The organism is Butyricimonas synergistica DSM 23225, from assembly GCF_000379665.1.
In the GTDB taxonomy this organism is placed as follows: domain Bacteria; phylum Bacteroidota; class Bacteroidia; order Bacteroidales; family Marinifilaceae; genus Butyricimonas; species Butyricimonas synergistica.
Genome location: NZ_KB903374.1, coordinates 111,747 through 136,157 on the forward strand (window position 1 = coordinate 111,747; position 24,411 = coordinate 136,157).

17 protein-coding genes are annotated in these 24,411 nt (G+C 44.0%); 7 read left to right on the forward strand and 10 right to left on the reverse strand.

Annotated features, from left to right (window positions below; translation table 11 throughout):
* Position 1 precedes the first annotated feature (1 nt).
* Positions 2–1,057 carry a thioredoxin family protein gene (locus A3CY_RS22355; protein ID WP_018339681.1) on the forward strand — a complete coding sequence of 352 codons (1,056 nt, stop codon included), beginning with the start codon at positions 2–4 and terminating at the stop codon, positions 1,055–1,057.
* 45 nt (positions 1,058–1,102) lie between these two features.
* On the opposite strand, the gene A3CY_RS0119750 is transcribed toward A3CY_RS22355, so the two are convergent.
* Together A3CY_RS0119750 and A3CY_RS0119755 are read right to left on the reverse strand one after the other, a co-directional pair.
* The gene (locus A3CY_RS0119750) at positions 1,103–2,185 is read right to left on the reverse strand and encodes a linear amide C-N hydrolase (RefSeq protein WP_018339682.1); all 1,083 of its coding nucleotides are present in this window, start codon (positions 2,183–2,185) and stop codon (positions 1,103–1,105) included.
* A 196-nt stretch (positions 2,186–2,381) separates the two neighbouring features.
* Entirely contained in the window at positions 2,382–2,729 is a 348-nt protein-coding gene (locus A3CY_RS0119755) for an STAS domain-containing protein (RefSeq protein WP_018339683.1), read from the reverse strand.
* 322 nt (positions 2,730–3,051) lie between these two features.
* Between A3CY_RS0119755 and gcvT the strand changes: the two genes are divergently transcribed.
* The 4 genes from gcvT (at position 3,052) to A3CY_RS0119780 (ending at position 7,821) form a co-directional block, all read left to right on the forward strand.
* Positions 3,052–4,149, forward strand: a complete 1,098-nt coding sequence (gcvT, locus tag A3CY_RS0119765; RefSeq protein ID WP_026207908.1) for a glycine cleavage system aminomethyltransferase GcvT — start codon at positions 3,052–3,054, stop codon at positions 4,147–4,149.
* 224 nt (positions 4,150–4,373) lie between these two features.
* Complete coding sequence (serC, locus tag A3CY_RS0119770) at positions 4,374–5,447, forward strand: 3-phosphoserine/phosphohydroxythreonine transaminase (RefSeq protein WP_026207909.1); 1,074 nt, start codon at positions 4,374–4,376, stop codon at positions 5,445–5,447.
* Positions 5,448–5,550: 103 nt separating this feature from the next.
* Positions 5,551–6,468, forward strand: coding sequence for an NAD(P)-dependent oxidoreductase (locus tag A3CY_RS0119775; protein WP_018339687.1), 918 nt, complete (start codon positions 5,551–5,553; stop codon positions 6,466–6,468).
* A 102-nt stretch (positions 6,469–6,570) separates the two neighbouring features.
* Positions 6,571–7,821: a DUF1015 domain-containing protein gene (locus A3CY_RS0119780; RefSeq protein WP_026207910.1), complete on the forward strand. Its 1,251-nt coding sequence runs from the start codon at positions 6,571–6,573 to the stop codon at positions 7,819–7,821.
* Positions 7,822–7,855: 34 nt separating this feature from the next.
* Here the strand turns inward: A3CY_RS0119780 and A3CY_RS0119785 are convergent, their stop codons facing one another.
* The 4 genes from A3CY_RS0119785 to A3CY_RS0119800 are packed head-to-tail and all read right to left on the reverse strand — an operon-like array spanning position 7,856 to position 12,039.
* On the reverse strand, positions 7,856–9,196 hold the full coding sequence (locus tag A3CY_RS0119785; RefSeq protein ID WP_018339689.1) for an ABC transporter permease: 1,341 nt from the start codon (positions 9,194–9,196) through the stop codon (positions 7,856–7,858).
* A complete protein-coding gene (locus A3CY_RS0119790) occupies positions 9,193–10,116 on the reverse strand; it encodes an ABC transporter ATP-binding protein (protein ID WP_018339690.1) in 924 nt (307 codons plus the stop codon). The genes A3CY_RS0119785 and A3CY_RS0119790 overlap by 4 nt, the downstream gene beginning before the upstream one ends.
* A gap of 45 nt (positions 10,117–10,161) precedes the next feature.
* Positions 10,162–10,476 carry an acetyl-CoA carboxylase biotin carboxyl carrier protein subunit gene (locus A3CY_RS0119795; protein ID WP_018339691.1) on the reverse strand — a complete coding sequence of 105 codons (315 nt, stop codon included), beginning with the start codon at positions 10,474–10,476 and terminating at the stop codon, positions 10,162–10,164.
* An 18-nt stretch (positions 10,477–10,494) separates the two neighbouring features.
* Positions 10,495–12,039: an acyl-CoA carboxylase subunit beta gene (locus A3CY_RS0119800; RefSeq protein WP_018339692.1), complete on the reverse strand. Its 1,545-nt coding sequence runs from the start codon at positions 12,037–12,039 to the stop codon at positions 10,495–10,497.
* A gap of 307 nt (positions 12,040–12,346) precedes the next feature.
* Here A3CY_RS0119800 and A3CY_RS0119805 point away from each other — a divergent pair, with 307 nt between their 5' ends.
* Together A3CY_RS0119805 and tamL are read left to right on the forward strand one after the other, a co-directional pair.
* Positions 12,347–17,092 (forward strand): translocation/assembly module TamB domain-containing protein, encoded by a 4,746-nt coding sequence (locus A3CY_RS0119805; RefSeq protein ID WP_155828507.1) that lies wholly within the window; start codon positions 12,347–12,349, stop codon positions 17,090–17,092.
* On the forward strand, positions 17,073–19,400 hold the full coding sequence (tamL, locus tag A3CY_RS0119810) for a translocation and assembly module lipoprotein TamL (protein WP_018339694.1): 2,328 nt from the start codon (positions 17,073–17,075) through the stop codon (positions 19,398–19,400). The genes A3CY_RS0119805 and tamL overlap by 20 nt, the downstream gene beginning before the upstream one ends.
* A 435-nt stretch (positions 19,401–19,835) precedes the next feature.
* On the opposite strand, the gene A3CY_RS0119815 is transcribed toward tamL, so the two are convergent.
* From A3CY_RS0119815 to glpT, 4 genes are read right to left on the reverse strand one after another with little or no spacing between them, the layout of a single operon-like run.
* Complete coding sequence (locus A3CY_RS0119815; RefSeq protein WP_026207912.1) at positions 19,836–20,804, reverse strand: PQQ-binding-like beta-propeller repeat protein; 969 nt, start codon at positions 20,802–20,804, stop codon at positions 19,836–19,838.
* A gap of 39 nt (positions 20,805–20,843) precedes the next feature.
* Positions 20,844–21,995 (reverse strand): porin, encoded by a 1,152-nt coding sequence (locus A3CY_RS0119820; protein WP_018339696.1) that lies wholly within the window; start codon positions 21,993–21,995, stop codon positions 20,844–20,846.
* Between the two features lie 48 nt (positions 21,996–22,043).
* Positions 22,044–22,985, reverse strand: coding sequence for an HAD family hydrolase (locus A3CY_RS0119825; protein WP_018339697.1), 942 nt, complete (start codon positions 22,983–22,985; stop codon positions 22,044–22,046).
* Between the two features lie 5 nt (positions 22,986–22,990).
* Positions 22,991–24,331: a glycerol-3-phosphate transporter gene (gene glpT / locus A3CY_RS0119830; protein ID WP_018339698.1), complete on the reverse strand. Its 1,341-nt coding sequence runs from the start codon at positions 24,329–24,331 to the stop codon at positions 22,991–22,993.
* Positions 24,332–24,411 lie beyond the last annotated feature (80 nt).

Below are 24,411 nucleotides of genomic sequence, written 5' to 3' on the forward strand. Positions count from 1 at the left end.
GATGAGAAGGTTTGTTTGTTTTGTTATTTTTTTCACTATTTGTGTTGCGGTTAAGGGACAGGAAGGCGTGAATTTTGAAATTCTCTCTTTCGATGAGGCTTTAGCGAAGGCGAGAGAAGAGAATAAGTTGCTTTTCGTGGATTGCTACACAACGTGGTGTGGACCTTGTAAGTTGATGTCTGAAAAAGTATTTTCTCAAAAGAAAGTGGGTGAGTTTTTTAACCCGAGATTTGTTTCCGTGAAATTTGACATGGAAAAAGAGGAAGGAAAGAAATTTGCTCGGAATTATGATGTTGCTTCCTATCCTACGTTTTTCTTGATTCGACCTGACGGGACGCTTCTGCATAAGATTTCCGGCGCTTACGAGGTGGATGAATTTATCCGGTTGGTGAAAGAAGGGATAGAGGGAACCGAATCATTGGGAAGCTGGGAGGTGAAATATCGTACCGGCAATCGAGATAAAGCATTTTTGTACGAGTATCTTCAATTGTTGAACGAGTGTGGCGAAAGGTCGAAATTGCCGGTTGTGGCAGACGAATTGTTGAAAGTTGCGAGCGATGAAGAAAAGATATCTCAAGAATATTGGTTTATTTTTGCTAATTCGCAATTGAGTCCTTCTGATTCCAAGGCGTTTCAGTTTTTGAGGAATAAACGGGAAAGATTTTATGCAACTATTGGTCGGGAAAAGGTGGATAAGCGATTGGGAGAAGATCTTTGTAATGAGATTTTGGCTATAATGGGAGGTGAGATTATTAATGTTGGGATCAAGCGTTTAAAGGCAGTAGAGAAAGAGATTAAAAAAATGAAGTTGTTGAATGAGTGTCATTTATTGGCTGCTTTGAAAATCGCTGAGGCAGTGGGAAGCGATGATATAGATAAATTGTTGGATGTGTGCGAAAAAGAGATGCCTATTTTGCAAGATGATTCTCAGTTGGCTGTTTGGGTCGTTTTTCGTTTAGCCGGTCCTTTTTGCCAGTATCAAGATTGTCCTTTAGCTTCGGCTACTCCGGCTCAAAAGGCACGTTGGGAGAAGATTATTCAACTGGAGAGAGTGTGAGATTTATAAATAATTGTAGATAAGAGGTGTGTTGAAACGCACCTCTTATTTAATATCTATCGGGATTATGGGTTGTTGTTGCACGTTGTTTAGGGGAATGGCACGGTATTTTACGCGGGTGAAATTGATCTTGTTGAGGTCAATGCTACGGATTGCACTGTCGTGCATCGTGCGGTAGTAGATTACCCGGTTTGTCATGTCGGTTGCCGAAGTCCATTGTGTCGCACTAGGTATGTCGATGGGGGGAGTGTTCGGTGAATATTCAATCCCGATGGGAATGTCAAAATTGTTTAGGATTTGAAAGCATTGAAGAACGGTTTTCAAGCCAGTTTCTTGCTGCGGGGCGGTTGCTTGGTAAAAAGTGGCTCGTACGAAGCGGGAAGGGGGTGTGATATCACCCGGGATACCCAAGAATCCGCTACCGTTTCCGAAAGAGGAGAGTTTTATATCGTCCAGTTGTTGCGGGGAAGCCATGCCGGGGAAAAGGTTTACGTAGTTGTTAAGATTGGTCATTTGCCACTCGAATCCCGGCGAATTGGTCAGTACCCCGAGTTTATTTTCATAAAAGACGGGTTTCCCGTTGATGATCTCGAGAACTACTTGCCGTCCGGAAGGATCGGCAAAGCGCCAGTGTACTGTGGAGGCTTGCGGGACAATACCAACAACGTGAACTTTCCCGATGGCTTCTTTTACTTCATCGATGTTTTTGCAACAGCCAAGTATCCATGGCACGAGTTGCAGGTCGGAGATTGTGTTCGCTTTTTGGGCGGGATTGTATTCCTCGTATTTCCCGTAATTGGGAAAGTAGAACAACCCGGCAGAAAGTCCGGTTTCGTTAAGACCTTCTGCCACGAATTCTTTTTGTTCCACGGAAATCCCGATGTACCCGTACCGGGCCGAGAATGGCATCCCGTTGATCCCGTCCGGTGTGTAGGATTGTTGTTCGAAACCTTGCGGCACGATCACGTATTGACTGTTAAGGTAGCTGCCGCCCCATTCTATGGTACGAGCCACGATGCGGGAACCGTCTTTTGCTGTCAAAGATATTCCGGTGCAAGCATCCAAGGTTTGTGGTTGTAAATAGATGATGAGGGAGAAAAACAGTGAAATTTGTAGTTTATGTTTCATAATGACAAATAATTAGGACTGGTTGTTTATGAATTTCGCTTTGTATTTGATAATACGGGAGGAGTGAATTTTTGTTTCAAGCGATTCGGTATAAGTTATGTATGTCTATTCCGTTGAATGTAGCGTAAAAAAAAGCACCCCAAAAGTTTTGTGTCTAACTTTTGGGGTGCTTTTCAAAATTTGGTTATAAGCACTTTTATTTGCTATATGAAGCGATACAACTTTCACGTGTACCCGTGATGTCAAAAATGACTTGCAAGTGGAGAAGTTCGAATATTTTTAAAACTTCCGGTGAAAGATTGCAGAGCTTCAAGTTGGACCCCATGCTTTTAGCCGTTTTGAAAAGAGCGATAACGGTGCCGATGGCGCTACTATCCACGAATTCGATGTGGCTAAAGTCAAATATCATCCGGCAATTGGGATTATTTAAGTAAGGTCTGAGGTCTGATTTCACTGCTTCTGCCAACGCTAACGTGAAGCGAGTCACGTCTTCCGTGAATTCGGCGAAGGTAATACCGTTTTGTTCTGTTACTTTAATTATCATGATTTTTTCGTGTTTCTAAATTATTGGTTATTTAGCAAAAGTAATCATTTCCGCTGATATTGCAAATAATATTGGTAAGAGATTCTTTGGATAATTTCTTGAAAAAGAAACTGTCAATCGTTTGCAGAAGCCGTTTGTGGCACGGGAATGAGGAAGATAAGTTTTTGGATGAAAGGAATATATATGTGTTTGCTTCTAACTTTTTCAGCGGGAAGTAATATTTTTAAAGAAAGGGTGGGCAGGATGAATAAAAGTTATAACTTTGCGGAGCGTTATTGTTAATAGTATAATAATATAATGAATATTTAAGCGAAAAATAATGATGAAAACTACTCCATTTACACATTTTCATGAGGCGTTGGGAGCAAGAATGGCTCCGTTTGCCGGATACAATATGCCTATAGAATACACGGGTATCAAGGATGAGCATAATACTGTTCGCGAAAAGTTGGGCGTGTTTGATGTTTCTCACATGGGTGAATTCTGGGTAAAAGGTCCGAAGGCTTTCGAGTTGGTGCAGAAAATTACATCTAACGACGTGGCAGCCCTTACGGACGGCAAAGTACAATATAGTTGCTTCCCGAATGAAACGGGTGGTATTGTGGACGATTTGCTGGTGTACCGTTTCAGTGCTGAGAAATATTTGTTGGTGGTGAATGCCGCAAATATCGATAAAGATTGGGCATGGTGTACCAAATGGGCGAAAGAATTAGGAATGAATTTGGAAACAGATTTGGAAAATGCTTCCGAAAATATCTGTCAGCTTGCTGTTCAAGGACCATTGGCATTGAAGGCTATGCAAAAATTGACTTCGGCTAATGTCGTGGATATGGAATATTACACTTTCCAGGAAATTCCGTTTGCCGGAGTGGAAAAAGTTATTTTCTCCACGACCGGGTATACTGGGGCTGGCGGATGTGAGATTTACGCTTACGTGAAAGATGCAGAGAAAATTTGGAATGCGGTATTCGAGGCTGGTGCCGAGTTCGGTATTAAACCTTGCGGTCTAGGTTCTCGTGACACGTTGCGTTTGGAGGCTGGTTTCTGTTTGTACGGTCATGAAATCGATGACGACCATTCTCCGATTGAAGCCGGATTAGGCTGGATCACGAAGTTTGTACCGGGAAATGATTTCATCAATCGTGCTTACCATGAGAAATTGAAAGCAGATAAACCGACTCGTTATATGAAGCCGTTTGAACTTCAAGATAAAGGTATCGCTCGTCAGGGATACGTGATTGAGGATGCGGAAGGAAACGAAATCGGGGTGGTTTGCTCGGGTACTGTTTCTCCGTGGACAGGAAAGTCAATCGGTACGGGATACGTGAAGAGCGGTTTCCATAAATTGGATTCCGAGATTTTCATCCGGGTAAGAAATAAAGCTTTAAAAGCGAAAATTGTCAAAACCCCGTTCTTTTAGTCGGGTGCTTTTGAGCTGAACGATACAAGGCACCCGCTTCCGGGTGCCTTTTGTCTTTTAAGGTACAAAAACGTTTTCGAAGGACGGAAGTTGTTGATAATAAGAAAGTAATAAAAGCGAATAAAAATTACGGAAAAAAGTCTTTTATACCGACTTATTTTGCATCTTTGCAACGTGATTATAAACAAGATTTTAGTATTAATTATCTATTAAATATTTTAGAGATGAGAAAACACATTTTTAATGCCGGACCTTGTAAATTGCCGGATTCTACATTGGAAAATGTATCAAAAGCAGTACTTGAGTTTGGTAACACGGGACAATCTATCATGGAAGTGTCTCACCGCTCTTCTGATTTTCAAGCTGTTTATGATGAAGCTGTAGCTTTATTCAAAGAAGTATTGAACATTCCGGAAGGATATTCAGTTTTGTTCTTGGGAGGTGGGGCTAGTATGCAATTCTGTATGATTCCGTTCAACTTCTTGAATAAAAAAGCTGCTTACGTGAATACTGGTACCTGGTCAACTGCCGCTATTAAGGAGGCTAAAATGTGGGGTGAAGTAGAGATCGTGGCTTCTTCCGAAGCTGATGGTTTCACTTATTATCCGGAGTTCACGATCCCTTCTGACGTGGATTATATGCACATTACTTCTAACAACACGATCCGCGGTACGGAAATCTTCTATGATCCGACTTCTCCGGTGCCCTTGATTTGTGATATGTCATCAGACATTTGCAGCCGTCCGGTTGACGTGTCTAAATATGCCATGATCTATGGTGGTTGCCAGAAGAACCTCGGGCCTGCCGGTGTTACTTTCGTGATTATCAAGAATGATTTCTTGAATAACGTGGTTGCAGATAGAATGATCCCGACTATGTTGAGATACAAGACTCACGTGGATAAAGAATCCATGTACAATACTCCTCCTTGCGTGAACATCTTCGGAGTTAAAGAAACTTTGAAATGGGTTAAAGCTATGGGTGGCGTTGAAGCTATGGAGAAATTAGCTATCGAAAGAGCTGATATGATCTATGCTGAATTGGAAAGAAGTAAAGTATTCCGTCCGGTAGTGAAAGAAGGTTCTCGTTCAAGAATGAATATTCCTTTCTTGTTAAGAGAAGGGTTCGAGTCATTGGAGAAAGAATTCCTTGATTTTGCTAAATTCAAGAATATCGTGGGTATCAAGGGACACCGTTCAGTAGGCGGATTCCGCGCTTCTACTTACAATGCTTGTACAATTGAGGACGTGAAGGCTTTGGTTGCTGCAATGCAAGAATTTGAAGCAAAACATATTTAATTACTGACGGTTTACGATTTTGGCTCGATGATGGTATTCACTTCGTGAATGCGATTCTGAGCCAGAATCGTAAATCTTTTTTTACATCAAAAATTAGAATATCATGACTAAAGTATTGATTGCAACTGACAAACCGTTTGCACCGGTTGCTGTAAATGGAATTCGTGAGATCGTTGAGGCTCAAGGATACGAATTAGTATTATTAGAAAAATATACTTCTCAGGACGAGTTAATCGCAGCTGTGGCTGACGTTGACGCTATGATTATCCGTTCAGACAAAGCCACGAAAGAAGTGATCGAGGCTGCTAAAAAATTGAAAGTGATCGTTCGTGCAGGTGCCGGATTTGACAATATCGACTTGGCTGCTTGTACCGCTCACAACGTGGTTGCTATGAATACCCCGGGACAAAACTCAAACGCTGTGGCAGAGTTGGCTTTCGGGATGATGGTGTACATGGCTCGTAACTTCTTCAACGGTAAATCAGGTTCTGAGTTGAAGGGTAAGAAAATCGGTATCCACGCTTACGGAAATGTGGGTCAGAATGTAGGTCGTATCGCTCGTGGTTTCGGAATGGAAGTGTATGCTTTCGACCCATTCATGACTGACGAACAAATCAAGGCTGCTGGTGCTACCCCGTTACATTCAGCAGAGGAAATGTACAAGATGTGCCAATACATCTCATTGCATATCCCGGCAACGGAACAAACCAAAAAATCTATCAACTACGATTTGTTGAAGAATATGCCGAAAGGTGCTGTGTTGGTAAATACTGCTCGTAAAGAGGTTATCGACGAAGAAGGTTTGGGTAAATTGATGGAAGAAAGAGCTGATTTCCACTATATCACTGATATTGCTCCGGATTGCGAATGCTTCAATAAATTTGAAGGTCGTTTCTTCGCAACCCCGAAAAAGATGGGTGCTCAAACCGAAGAGGCTAATGTGAATGCCGGATTGGCTGCCGCTCACCAAATCGTGAACTTCATCGAGAAAGGTGACGAGAAATTCAGAGTAAACAAATAAATCAATTTTAGATTGACGATTTAGTGATTTTGTGATTTACCGAGCGTTGAGTTATGGAAGGGAAATCACTAAATCGGCAATCATTAAATTTAAAATCAATATATGGCAATAGTAAAACCATTTAAAGGATTACGTCCACCAACCCAAGAGGTGTGCGAAGAGTTGGCGTGCTTACCTTATGATGTGATGAATTCGGAAGAGGCTGCGCAAATGGCAGCGGGAAAACCTTGTTCATTATTACATGTTACCAGAGCTGAAATTGACTGTCCTGCTGGAACGGATATTCACTCGGAAGTTGTTTACAACAAGAGCGTGGAAAACTTCAATATGTTCCAGGAAAAAGGATGGTTGGTACAAGACGAGGAAGCTAAATTCTATATTTACGCCCAAACGATGGACGGAAGAACACAATATGGTATAGTAGGTTGCGCTGCTTGCGAGGACTACATGAACGGAATTATCAAGAAACACGAGTTGACTCGTCCGGATAAGGAAGAGGATCGTATGATCTTGACCCGTTACGTGAAAGCTAACTTGGAGCCCGTGTTCTTTGCTTACAAGGCTGTACCTGAGATCGACGCTATCGTTGAGGATATCGTGAAGAACCGGAAAGCAGACTACGATTTCGTGGCGGAAGACGGTTTCGGTCATCATTTCTGGGCTATCAACTGCCCGGATACCAACAAACGCCTGGAAGAATTGTTTGCGACTAAAGTTCCTTTCACTTATGTTGCCGACGGACACCACAGAACGGCTGCAGCCGCTCGTATCGGTGCTGAGTTCAGCGCGAAGAACCCGAACCACAACGGAACGGAAGAGTATAACTTCTTCATGGCTGTTCACTTCCCGGATCATCAGTTGAAGATCATCGATTACAACCGCGTAGTGAAAGACCTGAACGGTTTGACCGAGGCTCAATTATTGGCTAAATTAGGCGAACATTTCACGGTAGAGGATATGGGTACGGAGATTTATCATCCGGCTAAATTGCATGAATTTAGTATGTATTTGGGTGGAAGATGGTATAAATTGACCGCAAAACCCGGAAGTTATGACGATAACGATCCGATCGGGGTATTGGACGTGACAATTCTTTCTAACCATGTGTTGGCTGACATTCTTGACATTCAAGATTTGCGTACTTCCAAACGTATCGATTTCGTTGGTGGTATCCGCGGATTGGGTGAATTGAAACGTCGGGTTGACAATGGCGAAATGAAAGTAGCTTTTGCTTTGTATCCCGTTTCTATGGAGCAATTGATTAATATTGCCGATACCGGTAATATTATGCCCCCGAAGACAACTTGGTTCGAGCCGAAGCTTCGTTCAGGTATGGTTATCCATAAAATCTGATAGAGATAAAAAAAGCGGCGAAAGCCGCTTTTTTTTATGCCTTGTATCTAAGCCATTTGTAAAGTTCTTTCCAAGTGACTTTCTTCCCGTACATGAGAATTCCCACCCGGTAAATCTTGCCGGATAACCAAGTAAAGAACAAGAACGAGGCAACTAGCAATGCCATTGAAGTTATGATTTCCCATGCAGGCACCCCGAACGGGATACGCACGAGCATCACGACCGGCGAGGTAAACGGGATGAGTGAACTCCAGAATACCATAGGCGATTCGGGACTTCTCATGGCAGCAACACCGATGTAAAGGGCAACGACTAATATGATCGAAAGCGGTGTCATGAATTGCTGGGAATCGGTTTCGTTATCCACGGCAGCACCAATGGCGGCAAAGAGGGAAGCGTAAAGTAAATACCCTCCGATGAAATAGAAGAGGAATGCTGCAAGGAATTTCATGATAAACATGGGATCAATGGTCTTTGCCAGGTTCTGTATCACTTCCAGTTGTTCGGTATTTATTTTCGAGTTTTGGGCGAACATCGTGAGATCGCTGGCGTTTTTCAAGGCTTCTAAATCGAGGTTTGGCATAAACAAGGCTTGGAAGGCGATCATGATAATTCCCCCGAGTACAATCCATATCAGGAATTGCACGAGTCCCACGGCAGCGACGCCGATGATTTTACCCAGAAGGAACTGGAACGGTTTCACGGAAGAAACGAGCACCTCGATAATCCGGTTTGTCTTTTCCTCGATCACACCTTTCATGACTTGCGAGGCGTACATGAAGACAAAGAAATAGATAATCATTCCAGCTACGAGCCCGATGATAGAAGTGATCTCGGATGAACCTTCCTTCGTGTCCCCCTTGTCCGTGACTAATAGCGTTCTAACGAGTACAGGAGTTTTTGTGGCTTCCAATTCTTCTTCGAGGTCGGGAACCTGACTTTTGGCAATTACTTCGGCACGTTTGACACTTTCTATATTTTGGCGCAATTGAGCGGCTAACTCGTTTTTTAATTCCATGGGTACCTGCGACGTCGAGAACACGGGAATTTCCGCGTAGGTCATTACATTTGCCGGAATCCGGGTGATGGCGTAATAATCGTTCTTTTTCAGGAACTCGGCATAGTCGCTTTCCGGTACATTTTGATCGAGATATTGGAAGGTTGTATTGTTGATCTTTTGGAACGGTGTTTCAAGGGTCGATTCGTTGATGACCGCAATAGTTCTTTTCTGCGTGTCATCGCGTAATAGCATCCACATCAGGAAAGCATAGAACAGGGCAAATAGGATCGGAACAAAAATAGTAACCACCAAGAATGTTTTCTTACGTACTCTGGTGGAAAATTCCCGACTTATGATGATGAATATCTTGTTCATGATAATTGTTCCTTTACGAGTTTGATAAAAATATCATTCATGCTGGGGATAATCTTCTGGTAAGAGATAATATCCGCTTGGGGTAAAACTCTGGATAGAAGTGTGTTTGCCGAGCAGTACGTGTTCTGTTGTAAAATAATATCTTGGCGTTCGTCTTCGACACGCTGGGATACTATCTCGAATTCGGTGCCGACAATCGTTTCCGGATCGAATTCCGGGTTGTAACGGCAACTTAGTTGATAAGTATTGCTGGCATATTTCTCCCGGATCTGGTTGATCGGTCCCTCGATGATCTTTTGCGATTTGTTGATTAGGGCGATGTGGCTGCAAATCTCTTCAACGGAACCCATGTTATGGGTAGAGAAAATAATTGTTGTCCCTTTTTTGCGAAGTCCCAGTATCTCTTTCTTTAATAATTCCACGTTAATCGGGTCGAAACCGCTAAAAGGTTCATCGAATATAAGTAATTCCGGCTCGTGCAACACGGTCGTGATGAACTGTACTTTTTGAGCCATACCCTTGGAAAGTTCTTCAACCTTTTTGTCCCACCATGCCTCGATGCCGAATTTTTCGAACCACATTTTCAGCCGGGTGATGGCTTCGCTCTTGCTGATGCCTTTCAACCGAGCGAGATAGACGGCTTGCTCCCCGACTTTCATCTTTTTATAGAGTCCTCGTTCCTCTGGAAGATACCCGATACGATTTACGTCGGTCGGTTTCAAGTGTTCGTTTCGGAAGAAGATTTCACCCGAATCGGGGGCAGTGATTTGATTGATGATACGGATCAATGAAGTTTTTCCGGCACCGTTCGGACCTAACAAACCATAGATAGAACCTTCTGGGATATTGATGGAAACATCGTCCAATGCCTTGTGGTTAGCGTATGTCTTGACAATGTTTAAAGCTTTAAAAAAACTCATATTCGTTTAGTAAGCAAAGGCTGCCGAAGGGGCAGCCTTTGAGGTTTATTTTATTTCAAACATTAAAGCGTCTTTATGGAGTTTGTCGCCTTTGTTCACGTGAATTTTGGCGATGCTTCCGCTTATGGGAGCCAAAATCTTGTTGTGCATTTTCATGGCTTCCAGAAGACATAATAAGTCTCCGGCTTTAACTTCTTGACCTTCTTTCACGTACATTTCGATAATAGAACCGGGTATGTGCGTGGTGACGATTCCAGGATCTGGTTTCTCCCATTTCTTCCGGTTGATAAATTTCTCCGTGAATTGGGTCTTGTACTGCAATCCGTCAATTTCCAATAAGTCATATTTTGGTGTACTCATTCGTGGTATAATTTGAGATTAAAATGGAGGGATACCATGTTTCTTTGCCGGGGTTAATACCGACTTGTTGCTGGATACCTCGATAGAGTGTTTCAAAATTTTCCGGGTTTCCTCGGGTTCGATGACAGAATCGATATACCCTTTGGAGGCCGCCACGTAAGGGTTCGCGAATTTCTCACGATATTCGGCAACTTTGATCTTCCGCATTTCTTCCGGGTTCTCGGCTGCCATGATCTCTTTTTTGAAGATGATGTTGGCGGCTCCTTCCGGACCCATTACGGCGATCTCTGCCGTCGGCCACGCAAACATGAAGTCTGCTTTCAAGTGGCGGGAGTTCATGGCGATATAACCACCTCCGTATGCTTTTCTCAAGATAACCGTGATTTTCGGTACGGTAGCCTCGCTGTACGCGTAGAGTACTTTTGCCCCGTGGCGGATGACGCCCATGTGCTCTTGCTCTACTCCCGGCAAGTAGCCCGGCATGTCCTCGAAGGTCACGATCGGGATATTGAAGGCATCGCAGAAACGGATGAAACGTCCGGCTTTATCGGAAGAATCGCAGTCCAATACTCCGGCTAGCACGGAAGGTTGGTTTGCCACGAATCCGATGGTTTCTCCGTCGATACGTCCGAAACCGACCACGATATTCTTTGCAAATTCCTGTTGTATTTCCAAAAAGTCCGAATCGTCGGCTACGGCACGGATAATATCTCTCACGTCATAAGGCTGTGTCGGATCGGAAGGAATGATCTTCTCGATCTTGTATTCCGGTCTTGGCGGTTTGGACGGGAATGGTTTGGCCTTTGCCTGGTTGCTCCACGGGATGAACGTCAGCAATTTTTTGATCTGCTCGAAACATTCGTATTCCGAGTGAGCGAAGAAGTGTGCGTTACCGCTGATCTCGCTATGTACTCTTGCTCCCCCGAGTTCCTCCATGGTCACTACTTCACCAAGAACAGTTTTTACCACTTCCGGTCCCGTGATAAACATTTTGGAGATATTGTCCACCACGAACACGAAGTCGGTCAATGCGGGTGAATACACGGCACCTCCTGCGCAAGGTCCCAAGATGACGGATAACTGGGGAATAACTCCGGATGCCTGTGTGTTACGGAAGAAAATTTCCCCGTATCCTGCCAGAGAGTCAACACCTTCTTGGATACGTGCACCACCCGAGTCGTTGATCCCGATCAGAGGCACCCGCATTTTCAAGGCGTGATCCATGATCTTGGTGATCTTACGCGCATGCATCAATCCTAAAGAACCACCGGCAACGGTGAAGTCTTGTGCGTAGATACACACGGGTTCTCCGTAAATAGTTCCAGTTCCGATGATAACACCGTCACCATGCAGAACCTTTTTATCCATGTCAAAATCTTTTGACTGATGCTCAACGAACATGTCGTATTCATGGAAAGAATCTTTGTCGAGAATTGCTTCGATACGCTCCCGGGCTGTCAATTTTCCCATTGCAGCTTGCTTCTTAATAGCCTCTTCGCCACCACCTTGAAGAACAATCTCTTTTCTCTTTCTTAAATCAAGAACATTTCTTTTTAGTGACATAAGTAATAATTTATGTTTGTAAATGATAGGTTTCAACCAAAATAGAATCCCACCTACCCAAGTTGCGAAATTACGAAAAAAAATGGAGAAAAAAACACTTCCGGATTAATCTTCAAAACGGCTTCTATTTGAACCGTTTTTGTTCTGCTTTTCGTAACACGGGGCGAGTTTCAGCCGTAAAATCAGCATTCCATTTTAAGGGAGTGGTGAGGGAAAGGTGGGTGAGGAGTTTTCCTTATAGCTCGTGGGATTTAAAGAAATAATTGTAGTTTTGTAGTTGGTTTACAATCTCCGAAATGAAGATATAATGAAGAGTTTGCACAAGATTTTTAAATATATACTTAGGGTAATGCTGGGGCTTTTGGCTCTGGTTGTGCTTGTGATGGTTCTCCTGTATATTCCCGGGATTCAGAATTTTGTGAAGGGGAAGGCGGAGCAATACGTGGAGCGCAACATGGGGATGAAGCTATCCGTGGGGAGAGTCTTATTGAAATTTCCCCTCGATTTGGCGGTAGAGAAGATTTATTTTGGGAAAACGGAACAGGATACTATGTTGAGTGCCGACTTGATTCAAGTAAATGTAACTTTAGCGAAATTACTAAAGAAAGAGATTGAGGTGCGGCGCCTTGTGGTAGAAAATGCAGCTTTGAATTTCGGGGATTCCCTTTCGGGCATGAAGATGAAAGTTGCTGTTCATGAACTGAACCTTCGGGTGGATCGGTTGAATCTGGCGAAGCAAGAAGCTGATATACCTATGGTTTCTTTGCGGGGAGGGATTGTTGCCATGCACTTGGGAGAGAGCCAACCGGACACGACGGAGGCGGGGGAACCGGTACGTTGGAAATTTAAAGTAGGTGAAGTCGTACTGGATAGCATTGATTACGTGATGAATGGATTGCCCATGGGGCAAATGCGGGTGGGCATAGGTGAGGGACGTTTGAGAGGGGCGGAGATACAACTCGGGGGACAGACGGTTAACTTGGATTCGATACGATTGACACGGGGATATTGTGAATTGTTGACGGAGAGTGATAGCACGTCGACGGAGGGAGAGGTCATTCAAGATACCATGCCGAGCGTCCCGTGGGAAGTACATGCGGGAAGCGTGGAATTGGCTGATTGTCGTTTTTTGATGAAACCCCGTGGCATGATGGTTTCCGAAGAAAGATTCCCGGAAGCCATACGGTTGTCGGCACTTTCTTTACAGGTGGATAGCGTGTTTAACCGGGGAACGGAGATTGCCGCTATCGTGCAGCGGTTACGGGTGAAAGAGGGAAACGGGCTCGATTTGCGTAATTTGTCTTGTCGGGTAAATGCGGGAAGCGATAAATCCAAAGTTTCCGATTTGTCTTTGAAAACGGCTTACAGCCAAATAAAAATGAACTTGCAGGCGGGTAGCGGGCTTACGGATTTCGGAATGACTACACCGCTGCAATTATCGGTGAACGGAACGGTTGGCGGTAAAGATATACTGCTGTTTATGCCAGACACGAACGAGATGATAGAAGCATTTCTGCAAAATAAAACTTTTTCTCTTGCCGGATTATTGGACGGGGCGATCGATCAATTGAATATTAACCATTTGAACGTGGGTGCCGGGGACGATTTCCTGTTAGAAAGTAAGGGAAAGGTTTCTTCCGTGACGGATATGGAACAGATGATTGCGGATTATCATATGACCTTGACCGTGCGGAACGGGCGTTTCTTTGAACCCTTCCTGGCGAGTGGCGGGGAGGCTGGTTTCGTTGTGCCGGATAACCTGACGATGAATGCCGACTTGAAAATGGCAGATCAGACGGCACGAGCCGAGGTGGAAGTAAAACCCCGGGAAGGAAGCCTGAATGTGATAGCCGGATACGGATTGAAGGATGATTCTTATTATACCGTCGTTCGGTTGAGGGAATTTGCCTTGGATGAGTTTATGCCAAAGGATTCGCTGGGGGAAGTTACGGCAACCCTTTCTGCCTCGGGGAAAGGGTTGGATTGGAAAACTGCATCGGCTAAGGCGAACTTGGTATTGACAGCATTGCAGTATAACGGTTATGATTACAAGGACCTCACGCTAAACGCTACCATGAAGGAGGGGGCGTTGAATGGTGAATTGAGAAGTGCCAATAAGGAATTGGATATGGATATGAAATTCCACCTTGTTGCGGAAAAGGATGGGTATAAAGCTAAGCTGGAAAGTGATATCCGGAACGTGGATTTGAAAGGTTTGCATTTTATGACCGAAGACTTGGCTTTCTCGTTGGGATTGAATCTGACGGGAGTGTTGAATGCGGACAGTACTTCTTCCTTGAATGTCGACTTTTCAAATATTATTCTGAAAGATACAGGAACCAGGCAATTGGGTGATTTGAACCTATCATTTGCGGGAGAACGCGGTCGTACCCGTTTGGGGGTAGATGCTGGGGATTTAAGTATAAAGTTTAACGGGGAGGGGAATGGTTACTTGCTGGCGGACCAATTTGCCAAAGCGGGGGCGTTGTTGTCCGAACAGTTGGCGAAGCGTGATTTCAACATGGAACAATTGGATGAATTGTTACCGAATTTTCGATTGACGATAACTGCCGTCCAAAAGAATATATTGAATAGTTATTTGAAAAATAACGGGATGCGTTTCAAGCGTATCGGGCTTGATTTGGAAATGGGGGCTGCCTCTCCTTTTAAAATGGATGTCGGGGTGTACGGTTTGGATATTGAGGGCTTCGTGATGGATAGCATACTGATGGATGCTTACGGGCAAGGGGTGGCATTACGTTATGCTGTGAATGTGTTCGGGGCAAAAGATCAGTTGGAAGTCTTGTCGCAATTCACTGTAGAAGGGTTTGCCGAACACGATCAAGTAAATGTACGCCTGCGGGAACGGGAAAATAAGGACGGGGAAATTTTTAATATCGGGGCGAATATCGCTTTCCAAGATAGTGCCTTTAGCGTAAGCATTTCTCCCGATCCTCTCGTGTTGGGATACGTGCCTTGGCAAATAAACCGGGGAAACTTCATCCGGATAAAGCAAGGCGAGATTCCGGCTGCAAACTTGTTGTTATTGAGTGAGGACAAGCGGATTCGGTTGGTTTCAGAACAAGGAGTTAACCAAGAGCCTGAATCTCTCGTCGTGGATATAAAAGCAATAGACCTCGGGCATATATCTAAAGTGTTGACTTTTATCCCGGATATGTCCGGGTTGTTGGGAATTGATCTGCAAATGCATAGTAAAAATAAGGTGATCGATGTGGGGGGAAATATCACGGTCAATGAATTTAATTACCAGCAAGAACGAATCGGGAATCTGGATATGGGGATACAGTACAAGTTGTCGCAACAGACACAACACGACGTTGATTTCACCTTGTCCGTGGACGGGGTACAAGCACTGTTGACTCAGGGAAAAGTGATGACCGGGGCGGACGACCAGAATATTGATTTGAATATTGGCATACCGGAACTTCCTCTACGGTTAGCGGGAGCCTTTACACCGCCGGGAATGATTCGCTTGGGAGGAAATATGGTAGGTGCTTTCCGGATCAAAGGTAGTATGAATAATCCCTTGATAAACGGAAGCTTGTCTTTCCGGGATGGGGAGGTGGAAGTACTTCCGGTAGGGACGACCTTTAAAATAGATACCTCTGCCATTAAAGTACAGAATAATTTATTGGCATTTAATCATTTCGGGTTGATAGCCCCGAATAAACAGCGTTTGGAATTACAGGGGAATGTTGACTTCGCTTCTTTCTCGACGATCAAAATGGATGCCTCTGTTTCCGCTCGTAATTTTCAAGCCATGAAGGTCAAAGAGAACACGGAAACGATGGTTTACGGGCAATTGTTTGTCGATGTGTCGGCAACATTGAAAGGCATATTGGACGACTTGAAGATTCGAGGGAATATTAATTTGTTGGATAACAGTGAGGTGTACTACACGTTGAAATCCTCGCCCCTCTCGGTGACCGACCGGAGTGTTGATCTCGTGCGTTTCGTTTCTTTCCGAGATAGCACAGAAGTGGCGGAAGAGGACGAGTTGAAACAAATCCATACGATGAGTTTGGATTTGCTGATGTCCGTGAATATAGCTCCATTGGTAAATCTTAACGTGTTGTTGTCTGCGAACGGGCAGAACCGGGTTTCTATCAACGGGGGCGGAAGCCTGACTTACACCCTTAGTCCGGTAGGAGAGAGTCGCCTCGTGGGACGTTATGTGCTTACGAGCGGAATCGTGTCTTATGGGCTTCCGGTGATCGGGCAGAAGGATTTCACGATACAGGACGGAAATTACGTGGAATGGACGGGTGATTTGGCGAATCCCACGTTGAACATTATGGCTGCCGAAACAATTTCGGCAAGCGTGACGGATGATAGCCAGAAGTCACGTCTGGTGAATTTCAAGGCAATCATACGTATCACTAGTACGTTGGAAAAGCCGGATATTACTTTTGATCTTGCCGCTGAAGGCGATATAACGATACAGAATCAGTTGGCGGCAATGACGCCGGAGGAAAGATCGCGGGAAGCCATGAACATGATGATTTACGGTTCATACTCGGGACCGGGGACGGTGGCTAAATCAAATGCTTCCGACAACGCTATTAATAATTTCGTGGAACGGGAATTGAACCAGTGGTCGAGAAAACATCTGAAAAATATGGATTTGACGTTCGGCATCAATACTTACAATCAGGTATCGGAAGCGGGCGAATCGAAGAAAACGGATTATTCCTATCAATTCTCGAAACGTCTGTTCAATAACCGGGTTCGGGTGAAAGTGGGGGGACGTATTTCCACGGATAACGACCCAGCGGCAGGTGGGGTGGAGGAAAATTTGGTGGATGACATTGCCGTCGAATATTTGTTCGGGAAGAATCCGAATTTCTTTCTGAAGATATTCCGGCACACGGGATACGAGAGCGTGTTGGAAGGTGAAGTAACCCAAACGGGTATCGGTGTCGTGTTACGGAAGAATTTCCAGAAGTTCCGTGATATTTTCCGGCGGAAGAAAAAAGCAAAGGTGGAATCGAAAGAAACACAGCAAACAGAGTATGAAAAGTCTGATAAATAGAATATATATACTTGTAGCTGCAGCTTTGTTGCTATTGAGCGCATCGTGTTCGCAGACCAAAAAACTGGCGGAAGGCGAAGTCCTGTACACCGGGGTAAAAAAGATGAAAATAGAAACGGCAGAAGGCGTGAAGCTGGAAGGAGCGCAGAGTTCGGCTATTTCCAGCCCTTTGTCCTATCCCCCGAATAATCCCTTGTATGCCCCTTACGTGCGTTCCCCTTTCCCTGTCGGGTTGTGGGTGTATAATTGGAATATCAAGAAAGAAAAGGGTCTTAAATACTGGTTGTACAAGAAGCTGGCAAAGAAACCGGTATTAATATCTGACGTGCAGCCCGAATTGCGCTTGAAAGTGGTGGATAATGCCGCCAAGGATTATGGATATTTCGGAGTGGAAGCAAGTTACGAGATTATCCCGAACAAGCGTAACCCGAAAAAAGCCAAGATCAGCTATCACGTGAATATCCCTAAGCCTTATATGTTCGGGGATATTGCATTTTGGGGATGGAAGGGGCGTATGGATAGCCTGTTGCAAAGGACGAAACAACGCTGTCTTTTGATAAAAGGAACAGAATACAGTGTCTACGCGATGGAAGATGAGCGGGCACGTATTACCCAGTTACTGAGAAATAACGGTTATTATTATTTCCAATCGGACTATATCGAGTTTCTGGCCGATACGACGCGGGAGAAGCGGGTGGCGGATATTCGTGTCGCCTTGAAACACGGGGTTCCGGCTATCGCTTTGCAACCCTATAAAATCGGTAAAGTGGAGTTGGTTCTGGAAGAACCCGACCAGTCGGGAACTCCCGATTCGTTGTCTTACAAGGAAATCAACGTGAAATACATGAAGCCCTTGGGAGTTAAGCCGAAAGTCTTGGCTCGCTCGATGCACTTGTTGCCCGGGAATACTTATTCGTTCCGTCGGCAGAACCGGACACAGACAAGTCTGGCACGTCTGGGAATCTTTAAATACACGAACGTGGACGTGACCCGGACGGATACGGCTAAAACGGAAGAGTTCGGGAAATTGAATTTCGGTATTAACGCCGTGTATGATTTGCCGATAGAAACAGAGATTGAACTCGATGTATCCTCGAAGTCCAATAATTTACTTGGACCGGGATTGATTTTTAGTATTACCAACAAGAATTTGTTCCGGGGAGGCGAGAATCTTTCATTCAAGCTGAATGGCGCCTACGAGTGGGAAGTCGGGGATAAGCAGGGGAATTCCAAATCCGGATTGATCAATTCCTACGAATTAGGAGTGAATGTCGCTTTGTCGTTGCCACGCCTGCTGGTACCTAATTTCTTGAAAAGCACGAAGGATTTTACCGAGCGCACGCATTTTCAAGTGGGAGTCGATTTCCTGAATCGCCATACTTTTTTCCGGATGATTTCGTTCACGGGGGCCACGAGTTATGATTTCCAATCTTCATACCGGGTGTATCATAGTGTTACTCCCTTGAAAATCAGTTATACCCATTTATTGCGCACTTCTTCGGAATTCGATGAAACGATGGAGAACAACCCGGCAATCGCAATGAGTTTCAAGAACCAGTTTATTCCATCCATGTCTTATACTTACACGTATGACCGGGGGGCAACTTCCCGTAACCCGAACCGCTTCTACTGGCAGAATATGTTGATGTCGGCGGGAAATATATTGTCGGCTATACAATACCTGTCCGGAAATCACAAGGGGGAAGGGAAAACGATATTTGGGAACACTTATTCTCAATTCTTGAAAGTGACTTCCGAAGTGATTGTGTATCGTAAATTAACCGAAAATTCTTTGATCGCTACCCGGTTCATGGGTGGAATAGGGTATGCCTACGGGAATTCGGAGGTGATGCCTTATAGCGAGCAATTTTATATTGGGGGTGCCAATAGTATCCGGGCATTCACAATTCGTTCTATCGGACCGGGAAGTTATCATCAAAAAAGTGATAACAAAACGGCGTATCTCGATCAGACCGGAGATATTAAGCTGGAAGGAAATATCGAGTTGCGTTTTAAAATTGCGGGAGATTTGAATGGAGCGGTTTTCTTGGATGCCGGCAACGTATGGTTGTTGAGAAATGATTCCAAACGTCCTGGTGGTGAATTCAAGCTGTCCGGTTTGCTAAAAGAGATCGCTTTGGGAACCGGCTTCGGCTTGCGTTACGATATTGGTTTTATCGTCATTCGCGGGGATTTGGGGGTACCTCTGCACACTCCTTACAAGAATCCGGACAAACATGGATATTATAATATTCCCAAATTCTGGAACGGGTTGGCATTCCATTTGGCTATCGGTTACCCGTTCTAGAATAACAGCAGGAATCATCTATATATTTGTCGTATTCATTCCGATATACGGTGTTTATATTTTTGTACCCTTGTTAAGTAGAGGCGGGTGAAATGTGTTGGAAGAAAAGTGGTATTGTTGTTGATGAAAGTCATTTAATTGTAATATTAGAACATTTTAATTTGTACTTTCTTTATATCATCTCCTATTCAACTCCCATTCAACTCCTATTCATCTCCTATTATAAAGGTATATAAATAGAAAATTAATTGGAATTAAATAAAATTTGACAATGCTGAACTATATGATATGATTATAATTAATTCTTAGAAGATAACTGAACAGGGCAGAAATTGATATCGAAAAAGAGAGGAAAACAGGAACGGCCTAAAAAAAGAAGACTGCCCGAGCGTGTCGGACAGTCCCCCCGTTGTTTGAAATTATTAACCCCGAAAACTATTTTACTTTTTCGTAGATGTAAAGTTCGTGAATTTCTCCGGTGTAACCTTCTTCTTTGAACGGACCTTGTGACATACCGAGAACGATCAAGGTACCGCGGTTGTTCAATACTACTAAGTCGTCATTTACCGGGTCGATAGCAAGACCTTCGATCTCACCTGCACGGCGGAAATCACTCATTTCACGGAACAATTCAACTCTTCCTGCTTTTGCACCGGCAGCGATTTTACCTTTACGCGTTATAGGTTTTCCGTTTTTGTCAAGTTTCACACTGAAAGGAGTTTCTTTTACAACTTCAGTACCATCTTGCAAACCGGTGAAGTGTACTTCAGTGATGTCGGCAATGTAGATATTGTCAGGAATGTTGTACAAAGACTCACCATCATCAGAAGTGAAAAGCATTTTACCATCAGCGATGAAAATACCTTGACACCAGTACGGTGTAGGACGGCATTGCATTTTCGTGTAGTATTGTCCTGTTTCAAGGCTATAGCAATATACATAGCGGCTATCCACCCAGTCAGACATCCAAACCATATTCTTCTCACGGTCAACAGCAAGACCGGATACCTCTACTTGTCCTGATTCCGGTGACCAGGGAAGATCGCGTTTCCATTGTAAAGTTTCTGCATCATAAATTGATACGGCGATATTGTAACCGCGTCCGTATTCGAATTTCTCGATACCGCAATAGATTTCTCCGTTATAAATGTCTATATCACCGAAGTGATTGGCAATTTCGGGATGTCTGAATGGTTGGTCGTTCTTTGCAACGATGTTACCTTGCTTGTCGTATTTGTAAAGAACTTTCGTGTCCGATACGTAATAATAATTGCTATCGATAGCAATACCTTGGCGTCCTGCCACGGGAATCACTTTTTTCAAACGATATTCGCTCCCTAGATGTTGTGCACTTGCGGCGATACCCATTAGAAGTAGTGCCACTACAAATAATAACTTATTCATACTAAAAATATTTAGGTTATTAATAAAGTTTTTTTATAATTAGAATTTAAGCAAGCACATGATTTGCAAGCTGTTTCCTGTTCCCTTGTCTACCTTGTCGGTGTAGTCGGAAATGATGTAGTTTAATTGGAATTTAACATCCTTGATCAGTTCGTAAGTACATCCAATAAGATAGTTGTCTTTGTTGTTTGCGGAAGTTTTGTTAGCCTTGTCACGATACATATCATAACGTACTACAGGGATGAATTTGCCGAATCTGTAAGCTGCAAGAGCGTAGAAACCATCTTCGTCAACATTAGCATCATCACTCTTGATGTGACCGTATTCTGCACGAATGTCAAGACCATTCGGGTCATAATACCAAGCACCCGTGATAACGCGGTTCATAGCCTGATAATTTCCTACTACAGTACCTGCATTAAGTTGTTTGTATTCACCCCAGTTATAGCAACCAATAATACGCAATTTCTCGATAGGGCGAACGGTGATACGACCTACAAAGTCTTTAGACTTGTTATCATCGTTCAACGTCGGAAGATAACCGTTCGTCAATGATAATTGATAGCTCAAATAGTTGAATTTTTTGTCTTTACTCGGGAGGAAATCTCCGTAAGCCATGATACCGAGATCACGACCGTAGTCGATCAAATTCGGGGTAGATACGGCATTGCGGCATACCATACGATAACAAATGTTTGAGAAATCGACCGTCTCCAAAGTAGCGGGAGAAATGTCATAGTTCTCGAAACCTAGTGGCAAATAGTATTGACCGGCACGGAAATGCAATGCAGAAGTGATATGTGCATTAACATATGCATCCATAACCGTGATTACTTTTTTGGCGTAAGCGGTTCCGTCCGTTGATCCGGAGAAGCACTCCAATTGGGCGCGGAAATCGAATGTCTTTGAAACTTGTTTGTCAATAATCAAACGCATACGTTTCAACTGGAAAGATGATCTGTTGTCGCCATTCTTGTCACCCCAGTTGTAACCTGTTTGGATATAGCCGGAGAATTTAGGTAATAAAGAAAGGAGTTTATTTACTTTTTGGGTAAGTTCTCCGTCATTCGCTTGGGTAGCTTCTCCTGTTGCTTTAGAAGTTCCGTCGTTTTCGGCTTTAGCCCATGTAGACGTGCACACTAGAAGAGCACCACACAAGATTAACACGTTTAATAAATAACTTTTTTTCATAACAATGTTAAATTAAGTTCATGTAAAATATAATTATTCTTCTCAGAATTAGTTTTTAGGGTTGCTTACATTCTCTCTGATTCCCCATTCGCCCGTGTGGAAACGTACTTTCGGGTTTCTCACGTCGTTGCATCTGACAATAAGAGCTCCTTCCTTTTCCCAGTACGATTTTACCGTTTCACCGTGCATCGGACCGTCTTCCGGACCGCGTACCGTCTTGTCGTCCGGGTTAATTACGATCTTCAGACCACAGGACTGGTTCAACATATCCATGTCGCCCCGGCTATTGCCACCTACTACCAACGGGCGGGTTTTAATGAATGTCGGAATAACGTTGGCTTTTCCGTCGTCTTGAGGTATCGGGAGCACGATTTCGTTGGTTAATACTCCGTCAACTACGACAGACTTCATCCCGAGAATATTCACATCAGGGATTCCCAATTCCTCTGATAAAAATTTTTGGTATAAAAACTCGGGAGAAGCTGTCAGTATCCAAATTTCAAAACCATATTCTTTCAAATTTGCAAGAAACTGTTTCATCTCCGGGTAGAATTTCCCCTGGTAGGATTCCACGTAGCAATCGTATCCTAAATTAGCTACGGCTTCGGGAGTCATCCCGGCAAGGAAATGCGCACGGTCTTCCACGTAGACTTTTCCCACGTTATCTCCATTCTTCACCATCCGGTTCAGAATTGCCATTTTCTCTTTGGACACTTTGTCATTCTTGCCCTTGTAGTTTTTGTCGGCATAACGGTATAAGGCTTCGTCTGCCAGATAATGGGGTACTTGTCCGAACACGGTGCCATCCCCGTCGAATACGGCGACTTTACGGGTCTTCATGGTTAAGGTCGTATTCAAGAAAGTTTCGATGCGGTCATTGACTTCTTTTGACCATCCCTTGATCTGACGATAGGTTTGTGCAGATATGCAAGGGGTGAAGAATAGCATTACCAGAACGATAACGCTACTCGTTAAAAGTTTCTTTTTCATGTTTGTTACTTTTTGTTTTTAACCAAATATTGTTCTTCCTTGTAAGTAAAACTGATGAAAATAAACGATAGTGCGCACGCGATTAGCAGGGCAATGAAATTGCCGTTCCATCCCCACTTTTGCACGATGTATCCTAAACCGATATTTGCTAATAAGGCTGTACCGAAGAAGTACCCGAAGAATCCCGTCAGGCCTGCCGAAGTCCCGGCAGCTTTCTTGGGAGCTAAATCCAAGGCGTGAACCCCGATCAACATAACCGGTCCGTAAATCAGGAATCCGATAGCAATCAGACAGATACTGTCCATGAGCGGAGTCTTGCTGAACTGCCAGTACACGACTACAAACAAGGCTACGAGAGCCATGTAGATCATGGTTGTTAATGCCCGGCGACCCTTGAATACCTTGTCACTCAACCAACCGCAAATGATGGTTCCCGGGATAGCTGCAAACTCGTATGAAAAATAAGCCCAGCCGATTTCTCTGATGTCATAACCTTTGGCTTCTTTCAGATAGGTCGGAGCCCAGTCGAGAACCCCGTAACGTACCATATAAATGAATGCGTTCGCAATGGCGATAAACCAAAGTATTCTGTTGTTTAGCACGTATTTGAAGAAAATCTCTTTAGCTGTCAATTCTTCTTCTGATTTGGCACTGTAATTTTTGGGGTAATCGTTACGATATTCCTCGATAGGGGGAAGACCACAAGATTGTGGCGTGTCGCGAATAAGCGCGTAAGCAATAACAACGATAATCAATGCCACCACGGCAGGAAACCAGAATGTTCCGGCTTGCCATGAACCGAACCAAGTCAACCCGATGGCAGCCATGGGACCGATTGCCGCACCTCCCACGTTGTGGGCGCAGTTCCAAATAGACATTTTCGTACCTCTTTCGTTATGGGAGAACCAGTGTGTCATCACGCGTCCGCAAGGAGGCCAGCCCATTCCTTGGAACCAACCGATCAGGAATTGCAGGATAAACATGGAAACGATAGAAGAGATACCGAAGCTTGTTCCTAACAATAAGGTTGCTAATGCCGAGAGAGTTAATCCTAAAGGCAAGAATTTGCGAGCGCTACTCCGGTCGGAAACTCCACCCATAAGAAATTTGGAAAGACCGTAAGCGATGGCGTTTGCCGAGATAGCCACTCCCAAAAGTCCTTTGTCGAAGCCCATCTCGTTCAAGTAGGGCATTGCCAGGGCAAAGTTCTTTCTAACAAGGTAGTAACCTGCGTATCCTATAAAGATACCGATGAAAACTTGCCACCGTAGACGATTGTACGTGTGGTTGATTTCTTCTTTTGGAAGTAAAGGCTTGTGAGGCTCAGGTTTCAAAAAATTCCACATGTTATTAGATTTTATTTTTATAATTATTAATCAAGTACACTTTTGTATATATTGGATTTTAAAAGTATCCGGAAGTCAGG